This is a genomic window from Streptomyces sp. NPDC002867, from assembly GCF_053591895.1.
This window is the reverse complement of sequence record NZ_JBSFUR010000026.1, coordinates 36007-54909: the sequence shown is the minus strand read 5'-3', so window position 1 is coordinate 54909 and position 18903 is coordinate 36007. Positions and strand designations below refer to the sequence as shown.

Here is an 18903-nt window from a genome sequence, read left to right as displayed (position 1 = left end):
TCCTTTCGCTTGGGTTCAGGAGGAAGGCGGTGGTCCGGTGGCACGCAGCGCTGCCCGGTCCGCCCCGGTCGTCGGACGGGACGGCGGCCCGGACCTGCTGTCGACCAGGTGGGCCAGGTCGGCCAGGACCGGGTGGCGCGTGAGGTCCGTGATGTCCACCGCGCGGTCCAGGGCGATCGCGAGCCGCACCGCCGCGAGGGAGGTGCCGCCGCGGTCGAAGAAGTGGTCGTTGCGGCGGACCCGGTGTTCCGGGATGCCGAGCACCTGGGCCCATACGGCGGCCAGCCGCCGCTCGGTCGGCGTGCGGGGCGCATCGCGGTCCTCGCCGGCGGTGTCGGGCTCGGTGCCGTCGGATACGGCGTCGGAGGCCGGGGCACCGAGCTGTGCGGCGAGCGCGGTCAGTGCCTTCCTGTCGACCTTGCCGTTGGCGGTCACAGGCAGGCTCTCCTGCCAGTGGAAGTCGGACGGGACCATGTACGCGGGCAGCGACCGGCCCAGCCGGTCCCTGAGGATACCGTCCTCCAGCGGACCCTGGCCGGAGTAGAAGGCCACCAGGCGACCGCCCCGGGCGGCCCCGTCGATGGCCACCACTGCCCCGTCGCGGACACCACGCACCCGCAGCATGGCGCTCTCGACCTCGCCGATCTCGATGCGGAAGCCGCGGATCTTGACCTGGTTGTCCTGGCGGCCGAGGAACTCGAGCTTGCCCCCGGGCATCCAGCGGCCGTAGTCGCCGCCCCGGTAGAGCCGTCGGCCGGGGTGGTGCGGATCCGCCATGAAGGCCTGCCGGGTGCGCTCGGGGTCGTTGACGTAGCCGCGGCCCACGCAGACCCCGGAGAAGACGATCGCACCGGGGGCGCCGAGCGGCACCGGTGACAGGTACTCGTCCACGACGTGGACGTACACGTTGTTGACGGGTCGACCGAGTGGGACCCGTTCGTCGTCCGGAGGCCGGCCCATCACCTCGTGGTTGGTGTCGTCCGAGGTCTCGGTCAGCCCGTACGCGTTGACCAGCCTGATACCGGGCTGGGCCGCGAACCAGCGCTGTACGAGCTCCTTCTTCAGCGCCTCGCCGGTGACCGACACGCACCGCAGATCCGGCAGGGCGCGCGGGTGCCGCTCCAGGTAGGTCACGACGGCGTCGAGGTACGACGGCACGACCTGGAGCACGTTCACCTTGCCGCGAGCGATCGTGTCGACGAACTGCGGGACGTCCAAGATCGCGTCCTGTTCCACGAGCAGAGCCCGCCCGCCGGTCAGGAGCGGGGAAACCAGTTGCCACATGGAGATGTCGAAGCACTGGGGCGCGGTCTGGGCGACCACCTGCCCCTCGCCGATCCCCAGGTCGTCGATCTTGGCGTAGAGGTGGTTGAGCATGCCCGCGTGCTCGCACATGGCTCCCTTGGGCTCGCCGGTGGAGCCTGAGGTGAAGTAGATGTAGGCGAGCTGGTCCGGTGCGACGTCGACGCCGAGGTCGGAGTCCGGGTGGCCCTCCGCGTAGGCCTCGTGGACGGAGATCGCCCGGACCGCGGGCAGCACATCGAGGGCTCGGTCGAGCATCGCCGTACTGCCCGGCTCGGTCAGCACGAGCCGGCACCCGGCGCGGGAGAGCATGGTCGCGATGCGGTCGGCCGGGAAGTGCGGCTCGACGGGCAGGTACACCCCGCCGGCCTTGAAGACCGCGAGGACGGCCGCCGCCCAGTCCAGGTTCCGCTCGGTCACGACCGCGACGACGCCTTCGCGGCCGAGCCCCCGCGCCAGCAGGGCCCGCCCCAGCCGATTGGCCCGCGCGTCGAGTTCGCGGTAGGTCCACCACTGGTCGCCGCGCACGGCCGCAACGGCGTCCGGGTGCGCCCTGACACGCTGTTCGAACAGCTCGTGGAAGCGGTGGTCGGGCAGCTCTCGGCGGGGCCCGGCGAGTCCTTCGAGCTGGAAGCGGCGCTCCTCGGCGGAGAGCAGGCTCTGCCGGCCGTGCGCGGCGTCCGGATCGGCGGTGATCAGCATGAGCGCGGTGAGGTGGTAGCCCACGATCCTCGCGGCGCAGTCCGCGTCGAGCGCGTCGGCCCGGTACCGCAGCCGCAGCGTGCGCCGATCGCCCCGTCGCGGAGACTCGACCCTCAGCACGGCATTCCCGGCGAGTCCGCCTCCGGCGCCGGCCGGATCGAACACGACCTCGGACGACGGTCCGGGCAGGCTCAGCTCCCGCCGGAGACCCTCGACGGGGAAGTCCTTGTGCAGCAGCAGTTCCGACTCGGCCCGGTGGGTGTGGAGCACCAGCGCCCGCCACGAGTCGGGTTCGGTGGTCAGCCGGCAGGGCAGCGGCCGGCCACCCGCCACGGCGACGTAACCGGTCGTGACCTCCCGCTCGCCGGACAGAGCGGCGAGCACCTTGGCGTGCGCGGCCAGCAGGATTGAGCCGAGCGGCACGGCGAGATCGTCCGCCAGACGGCTCAATGCGTCCACCAGATCCTCGGGAAGCGTCGCCTCGTGCTCGGCGATGCGGGCCACCGGGTCGAGGGTCCACCGAGGGACCGTGGTGACCCCACCGGCGGTGAGCACGCCCCGCCAGAACTCCCGGCCGGCCTCCGCGGGCAGCGTTGCCATGGCCCTACATCCCTTCACCCTCGCCCAGCGGCCTGGCAGGATTCCCGCCCCACCGTGCGTCGTCCGGAACGGCCTCTCCCTTCATGAGGAAGGAGTCGGCGGCGAGCACCGCGCCATCACCCACCGTCACGCCGTAGTGGACGAAGGCGCCGACGCCGAGGGTGCAGCCGGAGCCGATCGTGATGTGGTCGGACTTGAAGGTGCCGTCTTCCTGCGAGTGGCATTGGACGACGCTCTTCCAGTTGAGCGTGCAGCCGTCCCCGATGGTGGCCATGGCCCGTTCGGTCAGGGCGCAGCCGTCGTCGAAGACCCTTCTGCCGATCCGGACCCCCAGCAGCCGCCAGAGCACGTTCTTGAACGGGGTGCCGTTGAACATCCGCAGGTACGTCATCGACGGCACCTTCCAGTAGCGCTCGTGCTGCCAGAAGCTCGAGGTGTAGATCGAGCAGTACAGCGGCTTCAGGGGGCGTACCGCCGTGACGACGCGCTCGACGAGCACGAAATATGCGACGGTGAACAGCACGGCGAGGAGGTCGGCCAGCGCGATCGCAGGCGCGCCGAACATGCTGTAGAGCTCGACGGCTGCCGAGGTGATCAGGGCGAGGCCGAACACGTACATCCACCGCGACAGCAGGTACCAGCCCATGGTGACGACGTTGTGCCGGTTCTTGCCGGCAAGGCGGCGCCGCAGCTCCGCGGGGCTCTTGGGGTCGAATTTACTGTCCCGCAGGACCGACCGGGGAATCTCGAAGCTGGGCGAGCCGAGCAGCCCGACGCCCTCGCGTACCTCCCCGTCGACCGGCACCATGACCTTCGTCGCGAGGAGGCAGTTGTCGCCCGTCCTGCCCTGCGTGGGGTATGCGACGTTGTTCCCGAGGAAATTGTTCGGCCCGATCGATGCCCGGGACACACGGAAGCCGGTACTGGAGAAGTCGGCATTCACGATCGACAGTCCGTCGGCGATCATCGTCCCGCGCCCGACGGTGCTCAGGTACGGCGTCTCGTGCTTCATCTCCGTGCCGAAGTTCGACCCGGTCTGCTCGACCCGGGAGAGGTCGTACCCCAGGCATCGCAGGTAGTGGACGATGTACGAACTGTCACCGAAAAGGCGCTTCAGGACCTTCCAGTTGGTCATGAGCGTGATCGTCCGGTGCACTCCGAAGCAGAAGCCGTACAGAGGGTAGACCTTGCCCGGCGTGATGGTCAGGCTGAGCAGACGGGGAATAGTGGTCAGCACGAGGAAGCCGAGGGGAATGGCGCCGAAGACGAGCACGAAGGACGCCACCAGGGCGTTGCGGTAGAACGCCCAGTCGGTGACGACCGCGGCCCCCGGCTCCAGAGCCGCGCTGAGGCCCGGGACCTCGGCGAGCAGCGCGGTCACACCGCCGACGGCCAGCGGCACGTACCCGGCCAGTGCGACCAGCAGCTGCAGAACGCTGTGGGTGGCCCTGCGCACCGCACCGCAGGGGACGGACCCCACCACCTGGTAGTCCACGTCGGTCCGCTGTGCCGGAGACCCGTGCCAGTGCTCGCCGCCGGGCACTGCCTGTCCGCGGTGCAGCGAGGAGGCATGGCCGAGCTGGGCCCCGTCGCCCATCGAGGTGTCGATGTCAAGCACCGTGGCCTCGCTGACCAGCACATTCCGTCCGAGCGTGACGGGGCCGGTCTGGATCAGTCCGGCGTGGGCCCGGTAACAGGCGAAGGACGAGTCCTTGCGGATGACGGTGCCGTCACCGATGGCGAGCAGGTCGGTGCACACGGGCGCGGTCCGGGAGAGGACCAGGGCGCCGCGCCCGACCTTGGCGCCCAGGGCCCTCAGATAGAGCAGGTAGATCGGCGAGCCGCTGAACAGCACCAGTGGATCGGACCGGACCAGTGTCTTGACGATCCAGAAGCGGACGTACGCAAGGCTCCAGACCCGGATCTGTCCGGGCTTCCACCGGCCGATGAGCATCCACTTCGCGAGCACGGGAAAGAGGCACAAACCCAGGAAGGCCGCTCCGCCGAACAGGACCGACCGCAGGTAGACGTCGATCACACCGGATCCGGCGGAGATCCAGTCGTAGCCTCGGGCGGCGACGAGGGAGACGAGGGAGACGTATCCGAGGAAGACCAGGAACTGCAGCACGCCGCACAGGACGTATTCCTTGCCGGCCGGGGACTGGGCCTGTGCCGAACGCGACTCCGGTGCCGGGGCCACGGCCGCCGGCTCCGCCCGGGGCACGGACGGGGCATCCGCGAGCGCCGTCGCCAGGCTCCTGATCGTCGGGTGCCGATAGACGTCCTTCATCGACACCGACGGCAGATCCGCCCGTTTCCTGACGCGCGCGCAGAAGTGCGCCATCACCAGCGAGTCGGCCCCCAGGTCATTGAAGAAGTGACCGTCGACCGGAACCCGCTCGGTCCGCACGACCGCGGCCAGCACCGCGGCGAGAATTCGCTCGATCACGGCCGGTTCACCGCACCCCTCCAGGAGGGCCGTGGATTCCTCAGGAGCGGAGGGCAACGTTTCCACCGGCTTGTCCACCATGTCAGCTCCCAGGAAGGTGCCGAGGAAGTGCCGGCCGGCAGTGGCCGGCTTGCGTCGGACACCGATGCCGGACCGATGCCGAGTGCGAACGACGCGGACCGTGGTCAGAACCACTCATGTTCTTGATTCGGAGCCGGGACGCGGACGGATCTCCACATTCGGAAACTTTTCGTGAGCCGGGCCGTCGGCACGCGGGCACGGCGGTCCGTGCCAGGCCGGACTGCGGCCTCGACGCGTCCCGAGCGAATCGCACGTGACGGCGGCTCCCTGACTCGCTGCCGGGCGGGGATGTGCCGCCCGCCTGCCTTCGCCATCGCCATCGCCATCGCCATCGCAAGCAGAACCACGGCATCTACTCGCAAAGGACCGGACGGGGCGACCGTTTCATGCATCCGTTGGCTACTTCTGAGTCACCCGCGTGATCGGGTAGCGTCCGGAGCTGCTTAGTCCGCTTCGATGCTCCCGCCCCGTCCTGAGGACCCATGCCTACCAGTGAAGTCCCCGCCCGTGGTGCCCATCGGGGGCGCCGCTCCGTCGACACGGCCACCCTGCGGTCCGCCCGGGTCCGGCCGTCTCGAATACCGGGCGGTGGAGTTCTGGTCCCTTGAGATTCCGGATCAGACTTTCGAGCAACCCGCCCCTTCTCCCCTCCCCGGAGGATCCAGCACCGACCCCGGCCGAGCACACCGTTGAACCAGAGTTCGTCGAGGCACCTTTGTCAGCCCACGAGACAGAGCTCATACGCGCCTCGGTCTCGGTGGTCGAGCCACTTGCCGCGGACATGACGGTCTACTTCTACGCGATCCTCTTCGCCCGCCATCCCGAAGTACGGCCGTTGTTCCCGCCGGGGATGGACACCCAGCGCGGCCGCCTGTTGCGCGCGCTGCTGCGCATCGTCGACCTCGTCGACGATCCGGAGAACCTGGTCCGCTTCTGCGGACACCTCGGGCGTGACCACCGCAAGTTCGGCGCGCTCCGGGCACACTTCCCCGCCGTGGGCGAATGCCTCCTCGCCTCGCTGGCCCGCTACGCCGGCCCCGCCTGGACCGAAGACATCGCCGCCGCCTGGGCCAAGGCGTATGGTGCAGTCGCCGACGCCATGATCAGTGCTGCCGAGCAGGACGCGAAGGCACGGCCCGCCGTCTGGCCCGCCACGATCGTGCACCTCGTCCCCTGCGGGCACGGTATCGCCGAGGTCACCCTGCATCCCCACATGCCCTACGGGCATGCGGCCGGTCAGTACGTCAGTGTCGAGACCCCCTGGTATCCCAAGCAGTGGCGCTACTACTCCCCCGCCAACGCGCCCCGCGAGGACGGCACCCTCACCTTCCACGTACGGGCCGTGCCCGGTGGCTCGGTCAGCAATGCGCTGGTGCACCAGGCCGCGGTGGGCGACGTAGTCCGACTGGGCGCGCCGATGGGCGACATGGTGCTGGACGCCGCCGTCCACAGCGACTTGCTCTGCGTGGCCAGCGGCACCGGCCTCGCCCCCATCCGCGCGCTCATCGAAGAGGTCGCCCGACGCGGCGGCCGGCACCAGGTGGATCTCTTCCTCGGCGCCCGCACCGGGGCCGAGCTGTACGGGGTGGACGACATGCTGCGCATGGCACAGCGGCATCATTGGCTGACGGTCAGGGGCGCGGTCTCCGACGAGTACATCCCAGGGATACGGGGGTCTCTGCCGCAGGTCCTGGCCGAGTACGGACCGTGGTACCAGCACGACGTCTTCCTCAGCGGTCCGGCCCCGATGGTCACGTCAGCCAGGCGGACGCTCATGCTCAGTGGCACCTCGCCGGACCGCATCCATTTCGACCCGTTCGACACCCCCGTCCTGGCCACTCCCTGAGGCACCGCCGACCAGTCCCTCCCCCGTTGTCGCCTCTCCCCTGTCCCCTTCCTCCCTGGCGGGAGAACAGTCGGTACTGTTAAAGGGACAGGCGCCACGTCAGTTGAAAGGGCGTCAACTGCAGGTGCAGCCGGGCGCCACGTGCAACGCCCGAACCCCTCGAACATCAAGCGCGCCTCCCGCACATCAGACCCGAACCGGCAGGTCAGAGGGCCTTGGCGCTGGCTCCAGAATCGCCACGCACTCCACATGATGCGTCATCGGGACCATGTGCACCTGCCGACTGATCCGAAAACATGCAGGTCAGAGGCACTTTCGACGCCACGTCGGCCGTGATCAGGCGGCCACGAGCGTCAAACGAGCGTCACGGTCAGGACCGTGCGTCAGCGTCCTGACGCACGGCATGGTCTCGTGGCCTTGAACCTGGACCTGGAGCTTGGCCTCCGCCCGGGTGAAGTGCTGGGCGCCTGGGCGTCGTAGCGCCCCCGGAACGACGACGGTCCCTTGGTTCGGAGCACCGAACCAAGGGACCGAATACAGAGGCCGGATGGCTGGAAGCGCACGGTCGGCCACATTCCTGGTGATCATGAAGCGCCGGCCAGGACAAGGGCCGGCCGAGCGTCAGCGACAGCCTGGACGGGGACGATGAGCTGAGGCTCAAGCCGCGTCCACGCTCCGAGTACCGCCTCGTGGGCGTACGGAGCCAGGTGTGCGTACCGCTGGGTGGTCCTGTAGCTCTCGTGACCGAGAAGGTGCCGCACCTCGTACAGGGAAACGCCTTGCTGAACGAGCCAGGAGGCACAGGTGTGGCGCTGGTGTGCGGCGGGTACTGCGGCACAGCGTGCTTCCTGCCGTCCGCTTCGACATACCGCGCCGCGCGTACGGCCGGCCACCAGGTCTGTCGGCGCCAATTCCCGTCGCACAGCCAGCACTGCGACTGCCGCCGCGGGTGCGGTTCTACGGGTGATCGGTGGCGTCATGGGGCCCTCCAAGGGGCGAGGAGACTCGATCACTTCGGCGGATGATTGGCCCAGTACCTCGGTCTCCGCCCTGATGCACCTGCGCGACGACGTCCATTTCCTGCCCGACCGCGACGTCGAACGCACCGCCGCCCTCTCGCGTCTCAGCCGCCGCGACATCCTGGTCGTCTTCGACTACCGCCGCTACGAAAGCGACAAGGTCGCCATCGCGCAGCTGGCCGAGGAACGCGGCGGCAAGGTCATCGTCTTCACCGACACCTGGCTCTCGCCCACCAGCGCCCACGCCGAGGTAGTCCTCCCGAGTCAGGTCACCAGCCTGTCTCCCTATGACAGCCTCGTGCCCACACTGGCCGTCATCGAGACCGTGGTCGCCGGTCTCATCACGGCCCTCGGCGACGAGGGGCACCTGCACATGCAGCAGAACGAGGACGTCGCCCGCGTATCGGCCTGGTCTGACCCGGTGATACCGCGACCGTGATCCCCGCGCGGGAGGCGCCGATCGATTCCAGCCGATCGGCGAATACAGGACAGTTTCATCAGAGAAATGAAAAGTCCACTACAGGGAACCGACAGGGAGCGGTGCTTTCCTTGCCGGGCGCCGAATACGCGAAATACATTCGCCCCACTCGAGACAGGGGTGACATGACACGAGAATTCGGTGGCACGACACGAGTGCCCTCCACGGAGGCGGACCTCGCGGCATGCGAGGGCATCACATGCCGTGACCGAAGTCGGGAATCGGGGCGCCCCCGAGGCCGCGTCGCCGGTACCCGGCTCTGCCCCGCCTGCGCCCTCCGCCTGACCGACGACCTGACGCGACTGCCCCGCCTCTACCACGAGTGCGGACTGCTCCTCGGCGGCTCCGACCGGCCCCGCGACCGCACGTCCGGCGGGGGCTCGTTGCCCGGGCTTCCCTTCAACACGGCGGCGGCCGAGGCCCGTTCCCTGGTCCTCGGCATCCTTCGTTCCTGGGCCGGGCTGGTCGTGGGTGAGCGGGGCGTCGCCGCGCCCCGGGACACTGTGGCCGGTGTGGCCGAGTTCCTCGTCCGGCACGCCGACTGGCTGGCCGCCCACGAAGCCGCGGGCGAGCTGTCCCAGGAGGCGGCGCGGGCGGTACGCCGGGCCCGGTATGTGATCGACCCGCCCGCCGGACGGGGCATGCGCGTCGGAACATGCGTGGTGGCGGGCTGCGAGGGTGGGCTGACCGCCGTGGTCCGCGCCGGCCCGGGCGATGCGCCGGTCGAGATCAGTTGCGCCACGGACCCTTCGCACCGCTGGTCGGCGCGGGAGTGGATGGCGCTGGGCCGCGACGCGTCGGCGGACCGGACGGAGCGGCCGGCTGGTCCCGTGCTCCCGGCCGGCCGCCCGACGCCTCCTCCGGCGCCGGCGGTGCGATGGCTGGGCGCCCGGGACATCTCCCTCCTCTGGGGCGTCCCCTCCGGCAGCGTGTACCGCCACGCCAGCGAACAACGGTGGCGGCGCCGTACCGGCAAGGGGCGCACCTTCTACCACGAGGAGGATGTCCTGCGGTCCCTCGGAGCGCGCACGGGCGGTCACACCTGACGTATCACTTCTCCGGAACCAGTGGGCACGGCCTCGGCCGTGCCCACTGTCGTTGTACCCCCTCCCAGGGTCAAGGGCCCCGCCGCCGCCCTCTCCCCCATGACTTCCGAAAAGACCCACAGGTCAATCCGAATCCCTCCCGAATCCGCACCCTGATCAGGTGAAACCGCGTCGTTCGGGCAGCGTGATTTAACCATTCTCTGACTCACGCCTGTCGCTGCCTTGAGGAAGAGGCGTTGACATTCTCCCTTTCCACGAAGAAGCTGTTCACTAACTTCCTCAGCACTGTGCCGATCGGCCGACTGGAGAATTCGAAGGCCGTGCACGGGAATTCCCCTTCCGGCCCGATGCGTCATCACTTGATTTCTCGCACGGCGCACCGATGCAACATTCGGTGCGCCGCTTGCGTGCCCGTCTCATGAGGACGTCCCGGGACACAGCCGTCGGCGCGCGAGCCGCGACGCCGGAGCGGGTCCCGGCTCATCAGCCCGACAACAAGGAGATGTGGATGCACAGCACGTTGATCGTGGCCCGGATGGAACCCCACTCGGCCGCCAAGGTCGCGAGCCTCTTCGGCGCGTTCGACGAGACGGAGATGCCCCACCGGATGGGAGCCAGGCGCCGACAGCTCTTCTCGTACCGGGGCCTCTACTTCCACCTGCAGGACTTCGACAGCGAAGACGGCGGAGAGCGCGTCGAGGCGGCGAAGACCGACCCCCGGTTCGTCACCATCAGCCAGGACCTGAAGCCGTTCATCACCGCCTACGACCCGGCTACCTGGCGCTCGCCCACCGACGCGATGGCGCGGCGCTTCTACCACTGGGCCGCCCAGTGAGCGCGCCGCGCGTCCGACGGGTGGTCATCACCGGAATCGGCGTCACCGCGCCCGGCGGCGTGGGCAGCAAGGACTTCTGGAGCCTGCTGACCGACGGCCGCACCGCCACGCGTCGCATCAGCTTCTTCGACCCGAGCCCCTTCCGCTCACAGGTCGCCGCGGAGGTCGACTTCGACGCCGAACTCCTCGGACTGACCACCCAGCAGATCCGGCGGATGGACCGGGCCGCGCAGTTCGCCGTGGTGACGGCGCGGGAGGCGGTGGCGGACAGCGGACTGGACCTCGCGGCCCTCGACCCGCACCGCACCGGCGTGACGATCGGCAGCGCGGTCGGCGCCACCATGGGCCTGGACCAGGAGTACCGCGCGGTCAGCGACAGCGGACGCCTCGACCTCGTCGACCACACCTACGCCGTCCCGCACCTCTACAACTACCTGGTGCCCAGCTCCTTCGCCTCCGAAGTGGCCTGGAGCGTGGGCGCCGAGGGCCCCGCGACGGTGGTGTCCACCGGCTGCACCTCCGGTCTCGACGCGGTCGGCTACGCCACCGAGCTGATCCGTGAGGGCTCGGCCGACATCATGGTGGCCGGCGCCTCGGACGCTCCCATCTCCCCGATCACGGTGGCCTGCTTCGACGCGATCAAGGCGACCACCTCGCGCAACGATGACCCCGAGCACGCCTCCCGCCCCTTCGACCGCACCCGCAACGGCTTCGTCCTGGGCGAGGGAGCGGCCGTCTTCGTCCTGGAGGAACTGGACAGCGCCCGACGCCGCGGCGCGCACATCTACGCGGAGGTCGCCGGCTACGCCACGCGCAGCAACGCCTTCCACATGACGGGCCTGCGCCCCGACGGACGGGAGATGGCCGAGGCGATCCGGGTCGCCCTGGACGAGGCCCGGCTCAACCCCGACGACATCGACTACATCAACGCGCACGGCTCGGGCACCAAGCAGAACGACCGGCACGAGACCGCCGCCTTCAAGCGCAGCCTGGGCGAGCACGCCTACCGGACGCCGGTCAGTTCGATCAAGTCGATGGTCGGTCACTCGCTCGGCGCCATCGGTTCGATCGAGATCGCCGCCAGCACGCTCGCGATGGAGCACGGCGTCGTTCCGCCGACCGCCAACCTGCACACCCCCGACCCCGAGTGCGACCTGGACTACGTGCCGTTGACGGCACGTGACTGGCGGACCGACGCCGTCCTCTCGGTGGGCAGCGGCTTCGGCGGCTTCCAGAGCGCCATGGTGCTGGCCCGTCCCGAACGGAGCGCGACATGAGCGACGCCGCTGTCAGGACTGTCGTCACCGGTCTCAGCGTGGCCGCGCCCAATGGCTGCGGCACGGACACGTACTGGGCAGCGGCCCGCAAGGGCGTCAGCGGCATCGGCCGCGTCTCGCGGTTCGATCCCACGCAGTACCCGGCCCGGCTCGCTGGGGAGATCGACGACTTCGTCGCCGAGGACCACCTGCCGGGCCGGCTGCTGCCCCAGACCGACCGGATGACCCGGATCGCCCTGGCGAGCGCCGACTGGGCGCTCGCCGACGCGGGCGTCGACCCGCGAGCCCTGCCCGAGTACGACATGGGCGTGATCACGGCCAGTTCCTCGGGCGGCTTCGAGTTCGGCCAGCGGGAGCTCCAAGCGCTGTGGAGCAGGGGCGGCCGCCATGTGAGCGCGTACCAGTCGTTCGCCTGGTTCTACGCCGTCAACAGCGGCCAGATCTCCATCCGCAACGGCATGCGCGGCCCGAGCGGTGTGGTCGTCAGCGACCAGGCGGGCGGCCTCGACGCGATCGCCCAGGCCCGGCGGCAGATCCGCAAGGGCACCGGGCTCGTCCTGTCGGGAGCCATCGACGCCTCGATCTGCCCGTGGGGCTGGGTCGCCCAGATGGCCGGTGGCCGGCTGAGCACGAGCGAGGACCCGGAGCGGGCCTATCTGCCCTTCGACGCCGCCGCCCACGGACACGTGCCGGGCGAGGGCGGGGCCCTGCTGGTCCTCGAGGACCTCGAGCGCGCCCGTGCCCGAGGGGCCCGGACGATCTACGGAGAGATCGCCGGCTACGGCTCCACCCTGGACCCCAGGCCGGACAGCGGCCGGCCCCCCGGACTGACCAGGGCCGTGGAACTGGCGCTGGCCGATGCCGGCGTGGCCCCGGAAGAGATCGACGTGGTGTTCGCCGACGCGGCCGCGATCCCGGAGCTGGACCGGATCGAGGCCGAGGCGATCTCCGCCGTGTTCGGACCGCGGGCCGTTCCGGTCACCGCGCCCAAGACCATGACCGGACGCCTCTACTCGGGCGCGGCGCCGCTGGACGTGGCCGCCGCGTTCCTCGCCATGCGCGACGGAGTGATCCCGCCCTCCATCGGGGTGCGCCCCGAGCCTTCGTACGACCTCGACCTGGTCGTCGGCCAGGAGCGCACGGCGACGGTCCGCTCCGCCCTGGTGATCGCCCGCGGCCAGGGCGGCTTCAACTCCGCGCTCGTGGTGCGGGCCGCATGACGCACCACCGCAGTGACCGCCCCATCGAGAGGAAGGGACAGCCATTCATGTCCGCCACCGTGTTAACCGTCGACGACCTGAAGCGCATCCTGCGTGAGGGTGCCGGCGTGGACGAAAGCGTCGACCTCGACGGAGACATCCTCGATACCGACTTCGAGTCACTCGGCTACGAGTCGCTGGCCATGCTGGAGATCAGCAGCCGCATCGAGCGAGAGCTCGGCGTGACGCTGGACGACGACACGTTGACCGAGGCCACGACGCCGCGTGCCCTGATCGAGGCCGTCAACGGCATCCTGGTGCCGTCCGGCGCCGCCTGACGGTGAGGACGTGCGTGAGCGCTCCCCGGCCGGGACCGGCCCCCCACGGTAGCGGCCGCGGCCGCAAGCGGTCCGTCGCCCGCGCGCTCACCCGTCCTGAGACCGAAAACGCCGCGGCAACGGCCCCGTGCCCCCTCACGACCGCCGCCCGGCATCCGCAGAAGCACCCCCACCCGGCCCCGCCGGTCGACCCCCGGTCCCGGCCGGGGGCCGGCGGGGCCGCGGCGCGCCCTTCCTCCACGCCGGCCGCACGGCCGTACCGCGCCGGCGGCCGGCGTGCCCACCGAGCCAGTCAGGAGTCAGCATGACGGAGCAAGCACCGAAGGTCGCGGTCGTCACCGGCGCCACGAGCGGCATCGGCCTGGAGACGGCCAGGCTGCTGGCCCGCCAGGGCCACCGTGTGTTCCTCTGTGCCCGTACGGAGGACAGTGTGACCCGCACTGTCAAGGAGCTCGTCGCCGAGGGACTCGACGTCGACGGCGCCCCCTGTGACGTCCGCTCCCCAGCGGACGTCCAGCGCTTCGTACGGCAGGCCGTCGACCGCTTCGGCACGATCGACGTGCTGGTCAACAACGCGGGACGGTCCGGTGGCGGGGTCACCGCCGACATCGCCGACGAGCTCTGGTTCGACGTCATCAACACCAACCTCAACAGCGTGTTCCTGATGACCCGTGAGGTGCTCAACACCGGCGGCATGCGGCACAAGAACCGCGGCCGGATCATCAACATCGCCTCCACCGCCGGCAAGCAGGGCGTGGTGCTCGGTGCCCCGTACTCCGCCTCCAAGCACGGCGTCGTCGGCCTCACCAAGGCCCTCGGCAACGAGCTGGGCCCGACCGGGATCACCGTGAACGCCGTCTGCCCCGGCTATGTCGAGACCCCAATGGCGCAACGCGTCCGGCAGGGCTACGCCGCCGCCTACGACACGAGCGAGGAGGCCATCCTCCAGAAGTTCCAGGCGAAGATCCCGCTCGGCCGCTACTCCACCCCCGAGGAGGTCGCGGGACTCGTCGGCTACCTGGCCTCGGACACCGCCGCCTCCATCACCGCACAGGCGCTGAACGTCTGCGGCGGCCTCGGCAACTTCTGAGCCGACGCTGAAGAGAACCGAGCGAAGCGGACGAGAACAGACGGCCGAGAAGCCGAGAAGAGGACCGAGAGAAGTGGACCGATGACAAACCGCCTGGTCGAGCACGAGATCACCATCGGCGCCCCGGCAGCCGCCGTCTACCGCCTGATCGCCGAGGTGGAGAACTGGCCCCGGATCTTCCCGCCCACCATCTGCGTCGACCACGTGGAGCGCGGTGCGGACGAGGAGCGCATACGGATCTGGGCCACCGCCAACGGCGAGGCCAAGACCTGGACGTCGCACCGCACCCTGGACCCTCGCGGGCTGCGGATCACCTTCCGACAGGAGATCTCCACCCCGCCGGTCGCCGCCATGGGCGGCACCTGGATCGTCGAGCCGCTTTCCGACGCGGCGTCGCGGGTCCGGCTGCTGCACGACTTCCGGGCGGTCGACAGTCGTCCCGAGAGCCTGAAGTGGATCGACGAGGCCGTCGACCGGAACTCCCGCAGCGAACTCGCCGCCCTGAAGCAGAACGTCGAACTGGCCCACGCCTCCCAGGAGATCACGCTCTCCTTCGAGGACACAGTCCAGATCCAGGGGCAGGCCAAGGACGTCTACGACTTCGTCAACGAGGCGGGGCTGTGGGCCGAGCGTCTCCCGCACGTGGCGAGCGCCCGCCTGGAAGAGGACACGCCGGGCCTCCAGACCCTGGAAATGGACACCCGCGCGCGGGACGGCTCCACGCACACCACGAAGTCGTACCGGGTGACCTTCCCGCACCACAGGATCGCGTACAAGCAGGTCACCCTGCCCGCCCTGATGACGCTCCACACCGGTTACTGGACCTTCACGGAGAACGAGCGGGGCGTCGCCGCCTCTTCGCAGCACACCGTGGTCCTGAACACCGCCAACATCGCCCGGGTGCTCGGCTCCGCGGCGACCCTCGCGGACGCCCGGGAGTATGTGCGCAGCGCCCTCAGCACGAACAGCGTGGCGACGCTCGGCCACGCGAAGAGGCACGCGGAGAACCAGGCGAAGCCCCGGCGGTGACCATGGCCACGCACTCACTGGACACCGACGTGATCGTCGTGGGCGCCGGGCCGGTCGGCCTGATGCTCGCCGGAGAACTGCGGACCGGCGGGGCGCGCGTGACCGTCCTGGAGCGGCTGCCCGCGCCCACCACCGAGTCGCGGGCGTCGACCCTGCACGCCCGCACCATGGAGATCCTCGACCAGCGCGGGCTGCTGGCCGCGCTGGGCACGGTACCCCGCGACACGAAGGGGCACTTCGGTGGGATCCCCCTCGACTTCGGCGGGCTGGACAGCCCTTACCCGGGCCAGTGGAAGGCGCCGCAGGCCCGCACCGAGCGGCTGCTCGGCGACTGGGCGGCCGGTCTCGGCGCGGTCGTACGGCGCGGCCACGAGCTCGTGGGCCTGCGGCAGACCCCGACGGAGGTCGAGGCCGAGGCGGTGAGCCCCGCGGGCAACGTCCACATCCGGGGTTCCTACCTGGTCGGTTGCGACGGCGAGGCCGGCGCCGTACGCCGGCTGGCGGGCTTCGCCTTCCCCGGGACGGACGCGACCCGGGAGCTGCTCCGCGCGGACGTCGCCGGCATCGACGTGCCCGAACGGCGGTTCGAACGCCACGAGCACGGCTTGGCCATCGCCCACCGGCGGCCCGACGGGATCACCCGGGTGATGGTGCACGAGTTCGGCAGGACCGCCGCCCCACGGGTCCGCGCACCGGAGTTCGCCGAGGTCGCCGCCGTCTGGGCGAGGGTCACCGGCGAGGACATCGGCGCCGGCGAACCGATCTGGGTGAACGCCTTCGGGAACGCCCGCAGGCTGGCCGACACGTACCGGAGAGACCGGGTCCTCCTCGCCGGGGACGCCGCCCACGCGCAGATGCCGGTCGGCGGGCAGGCCCTCAACCTGGGCCTCCAGGACGCCGTGAACCTGGGCTGGAAGCTCGCGGCCCGGATACGCGGATGGGCCCCGGCCGGCCTCCTCGACACCTACCACGAGGAACGGCACGCCGTGGCCCGCCGTGTGCTCGCCAACATCGAGGCGCAGGCCATCCTGTTGTTGGGCGGCGCGGAGGTGGAGCCGATGCGCGCGGTCGTGGCCGAGCTGCTCGGCCACGACGAGGTGGTCGGGCACCTGGCCGACATGATCAGCGGCCTGGACGTCCGCTACCGCGACGGCAAGGACGCCGCCCCGCTCGTCGGCGCCCGGGTGCCGCACCGGGAGTTGATCACCGAGACCGGCCCCACCCGCCCCGCGGAGCTGCTCCGCACCGGCCTCGGGGTGCTGCTCGACTTCTCCGCCGGCCTGCCATCCGAGCTCGTCACCGGCTGGGCGGACCGGGTCCGCGTGGTGGCGGCCGCACCGCCGGAGGGCCCCGGGTCCCCGTACGAGTCGGGCGGCACGGCGCTCCGTGGGCTGCTGCTCCGCCCCGACGGCCACGTCGCATGGGTCGACGACGGTACGACACCGCTCCGTGCGGCGCTTGACCGCTGGTTCGGCCCGCCCCGGCCGCTCCGGTGATCCGCGTCGAGAGGGGGCGCCCATCCGTTTCCCGGGCACGGGGCCCGGAATCCGAACAGGAGACCTTTGATGGATGCCGCAATCGACGCGGAGGTCGTGGTCGTCGGCGCCGGTCCGACCGGGCTCATGCTCGCGGGGGAACTGCGCCTCGCCGGGGTCCACGTCGTCGTGCTCGACCGGCTGTCCGAACCGACTACCGAATCACGCGGGCTCGGTTTCACGCCCAGGACCATGGAGGTGTTCGCCCAGCGCGGCCTCGTGGACAGGTTCGGCGCGGTGGGCACCGCGCTACAGACGACCACCCGCGGCCACTTCGGCGGACTGCCGCTGGATTTCGGGGTCGTACCCCGGGTCCATCCGGCCGTCGTGAACCTGCCGCAGGTTCACACGGAGTCCATGCTGCGCGACTGGGTGGCCGAGCTCGGCTGCGACCTGCGCCGCGGCCACGAGGTCGTCGGCCTGACCGACGACGGCGAGACCGTGGAGGTACGGGTCGAGGGACCCAACGGGCCCCTGCGGCTGCGCACACGGTACGTGGTCGGGTGCGACGGCGGTCGCAGCACGGTGCGCGGGCTGGCCGGATTCGACTTCCCCGGCACCCCCGCCACCCTCGAACTCTTCCTCGCCGACGTCCGGGGCTGCGCCATCCGGCCCCGCTTCATCGGCGAGTGGCTGCCCGGAGGCGTCGCGATGGCGGCGCCCCTCGGCGACGGGGTGGACCGGATCGTGGTGTGTGAACGGAACACACCACCGCGACAGCGCACCGAGCCGCCGACGTTCCGCGAGGTCGCCGCCGGGTGGCAGCGGCTCACCGGCGAGGACATCAGCCACGGCGAGGCGCTGTGGGTGAGCGCCTTCGGCGACGCCACGCGGCTCGCCACCGAGTACCGCAGGGGGCGGGTGCTGCTCGCGGGTGACGCCGCGCACGTCCACCTTCCGGCCGGCGGGCTCGGCATGAACACCGGTATCCAGGACGCCTTCAACCTCGGCTGGAAGCTCGCCGCCGTCGTGCGCGGCCGGGCCCCTGACACGCTGCTCGACACGTACCACGAGGAGCGGCACGCGGTGGGCGAGCGGCTCCTCAACAACACACGCGCCCAGGGGCTTCTCTTCCTGGGCGGCACCGAGATGCAGCCGCTCCGGGACATGCTCGGCGAACTCGCCGAACACGAGGTCGTGCACCGGCACCTGGCCGGCATGGTCAGCGGGCTGGAGATCCGCTACCCGATGGGCCCGGGGGACCACCCGCTGCTCGGCCTGCGCATGCCCGACCTCGACCTCCTCGGCGAGACGGGGACGACGACGGTCTTCCCGCTGCTGCGCCGCGCGCGCGGTCTCCTCCTCAGCGCCGGCGACGCCCCCTCCCTACGGCAGGTGGCGGGGCCATGGGCCGACCGGGTCGACGTGGTGACCGTCAAACCGGCCGTCGACCCCTCGGTCCCACGGCTGGACGCCGTGCTGGTGCGGCCCGACGGGCACGTCGCCTGGGCGGCCCCCGGCGGGCAGGAGGAGGAACTGGCCGACGCGCTGCACCGCTGGTTCGGCGCCCGCGCCACCCCGGTGTGCTGAGAGCGGAGGAGGACCACACATGGCACACGACTCGGGCCGGCTGCGCCTGCTCGCCGACCGGATGGACGTGCGGGAGCTCGTCGACCGCTATCTGGCCGGCCTGGACGCGGCGGAGTTCGACGACGCCTGGGCCCGGTCGGTCTTCACCGAGGACGGCCGGTTCCAGTTCGTGCGGGGCAGCCATGACGGCGTGGCCGGTATGGCCGCGTTCACCGCCGCGATGATGGGCAAGTGGCAGCGGACCCACCACGTCGCCGCCGGCCACCTCGTCGAGATCGACGGGGACCGGGCGCGGGTGAGCGGAAACCTGATCGCCACCCATCTGCACCCCCACGCCGCGACACCGCGACGTCCGCCCGAGACGACAGGAACCCCCGAGCCCTTCCAGGTCGGAGACCGCTTCGAAGGCGAGGCGGTGCGGACCGACGCCGGTTGGCGCTTCACCCGGCTGGCGTTCGAGGTGGTCTGGACCCACGGCACGCCACCCGGACAGGCCGGCGACCACGCCACGTAAGGCCATCCACAAATGACAAGTAGGACCATTCAC

Annotated in this window: 15 protein-coding genes; 12 read left to right on the top strand and 3 right to left on the bottom strand. The window is 70.7% G+C overall.

Features of this window, described 5'->3' with window-relative positions; translation table 11 throughout:
* Positions 1-15: 15 nt before the first annotated feature.
* A complete protein-coding gene (locus ACWD0A_RS23500; protein WP_451301033.1) occupies positions 16-2604 on the bottom strand; it encodes a non-ribosomal peptide synthetase in 2589 nt (862 codons plus the stop codon).
* Positions 2605-2608: 4 nt separating this feature from the next.
* Positions 2609-5134: a Pls/PosA family non-ribosomal peptide synthetase gene (locus ACWD0A_RS23495; protein WP_451301031.1), complete on the bottom strand. Its 2526-nt coding sequence runs from the start codon at positions 5132-5134 to the stop codon at positions 2609-2611.
* Between the two features lie 757 nt (positions 5135-5891).
* On the opposite strand from ACWD0A_RS23495, the gene ACWD0A_RS23490 reads away from it, so the two are divergent.
* Positions 5892-6980 carry a globin domain-containing protein gene (locus tag ACWD0A_RS23490; protein WP_451301029.1) on the top strand — a complete coding sequence of 363 codons (1089 nt, stop codon included), beginning with the start codon at positions 5892-5894 and terminating at the stop codon, positions 6978-6980.
* 584 nt (positions 6981-7564) lie between these two features.
* On the opposite strand, the gene ACWD0A_RS23485 is transcribed toward ACWD0A_RS23490, so the two are convergent.
* Positions 7565-7960, bottom strand: a complete 396-nt coding sequence (locus ACWD0A_RS23485) for a tyrosine-type recombinase/integrase (RefSeq protein ID WP_451301027.1) — start codon at positions 7958-7960, stop codon at positions 7565-7567.
* On the opposite strand from ACWD0A_RS23485, the gene ACWD0A_RS23480 reads away from it, so the two are divergent.
* From ACWD0A_RS23480 to ACWD0A_RS23430, 11 genes are all read left to right on the top strand, one after another.
* Positions 7944-8438 carry a MurR/RpiR family transcriptional regulator gene (locus tag ACWD0A_RS23480; protein WP_451301025.1) on the top strand — a complete coding sequence of 165 codons (495 nt, stop codon included), beginning with the start codon at positions 7944-7946 and terminating at the stop codon, positions 8436-8438. The two genes, ACWD0A_RS23485 and ACWD0A_RS23480, sit on opposite strands and share 17 nt — an antisense overlap.
* 164 nt (positions 8439-8602) lie before the next feature.
* On the top strand, positions 8603-9523 hold the full coding sequence (locus ACWD0A_RS23475; RefSeq protein ID WP_451301023.1) for a hypothetical protein: 921 nt from the start codon (positions 8603-8605) through the stop codon (positions 9521-9523).
* Between the two features lie 508 nt (positions 9524-10031).
* The gene (locus ACWD0A_RS23470; RefSeq protein WP_451301021.1) at positions 10032-10358 is read left to right on the top strand and encodes a TcmI family type II polyketide cyclase; all 327 of its coding nucleotides are present in this window, start codon (positions 10032-10034) and stop codon (positions 10356-10358) included.
* Positions 10355-11635 carry a beta-ketoacyl-[acyl-carrier-protein] synthase family protein gene (locus ACWD0A_RS23465; RefSeq protein WP_451301019.1) on the top strand — a complete coding sequence of 427 codons (1281 nt, stop codon included), beginning with the start codon at positions 10355-10357 and terminating at the stop codon, positions 11633-11635. Before ACWD0A_RS23470 ends, ACWD0A_RS23465 begins: the two co-directional genes overlap by 4 nt.
* Positions 11632-12855, top strand: a complete 1224-nt coding sequence (locus ACWD0A_RS23460; RefSeq protein ID WP_451301017.1) for a ketosynthase chain-length factor — start codon at positions 11632-11634, stop codon at positions 12853-12855. The genes ACWD0A_RS23465 and ACWD0A_RS23460 overlap by 4 nt, the downstream gene beginning before the upstream one ends.
* Before the next feature lie 47 nt (positions 12856-12902).
* Complete coding sequence (locus tag ACWD0A_RS23455; protein ID WP_451301015.1) at positions 12903-13172, top strand: acyl carrier protein; 270 nt, start codon at positions 12903-12905, stop codon at positions 13170-13172.
* Between the two features lie 304 nt (positions 13173-13476).
* Positions 13477-14262 carry a 3-oxoacyl-ACP reductase FabG gene (gene fabG / locus ACWD0A_RS23450; protein ID WP_451301013.1) on the top strand — a complete coding sequence of 262 codons (786 nt, stop codon included), beginning with the start codon at positions 13477-13479 and terminating at the stop codon, positions 14260-14262.
* Positions 14263-14343: 81 nt separating this feature from the next.
* Entirely contained in the window at positions 14344-15291 is a 948-nt protein-coding gene (locus ACWD0A_RS23445; protein WP_451301011.1) for an aromatase/cyclase, read from the top strand.
* A 2-nt stretch (positions 15292-15293) separates the two neighbouring features.
* Entirely contained in the window at positions 15294-16787 is a 1494-nt protein-coding gene (locus ACWD0A_RS23440) for an FAD-dependent monooxygenase (protein WP_451301009.1), read from the top strand.
* Between the two features lie 69 nt (positions 16788-16856).
* Entirely contained in the window at positions 16857-18356 is a 1500-nt protein-coding gene (locus ACWD0A_RS23435) for an FAD-dependent monooxygenase (RefSeq protein ID WP_451301007.1), read from the top strand.
* 19 nt (positions 18357-18375) lie between these two features.
* Entirely contained in the window at positions 18376-18870 is a 495-nt protein-coding gene (locus ACWD0A_RS23430; protein ID WP_451301005.1) for a nuclear transport factor 2 family protein, read from the top strand.
* The last annotated feature ends 33 nt before the right edge of the window (positions 18871-18903 follow it).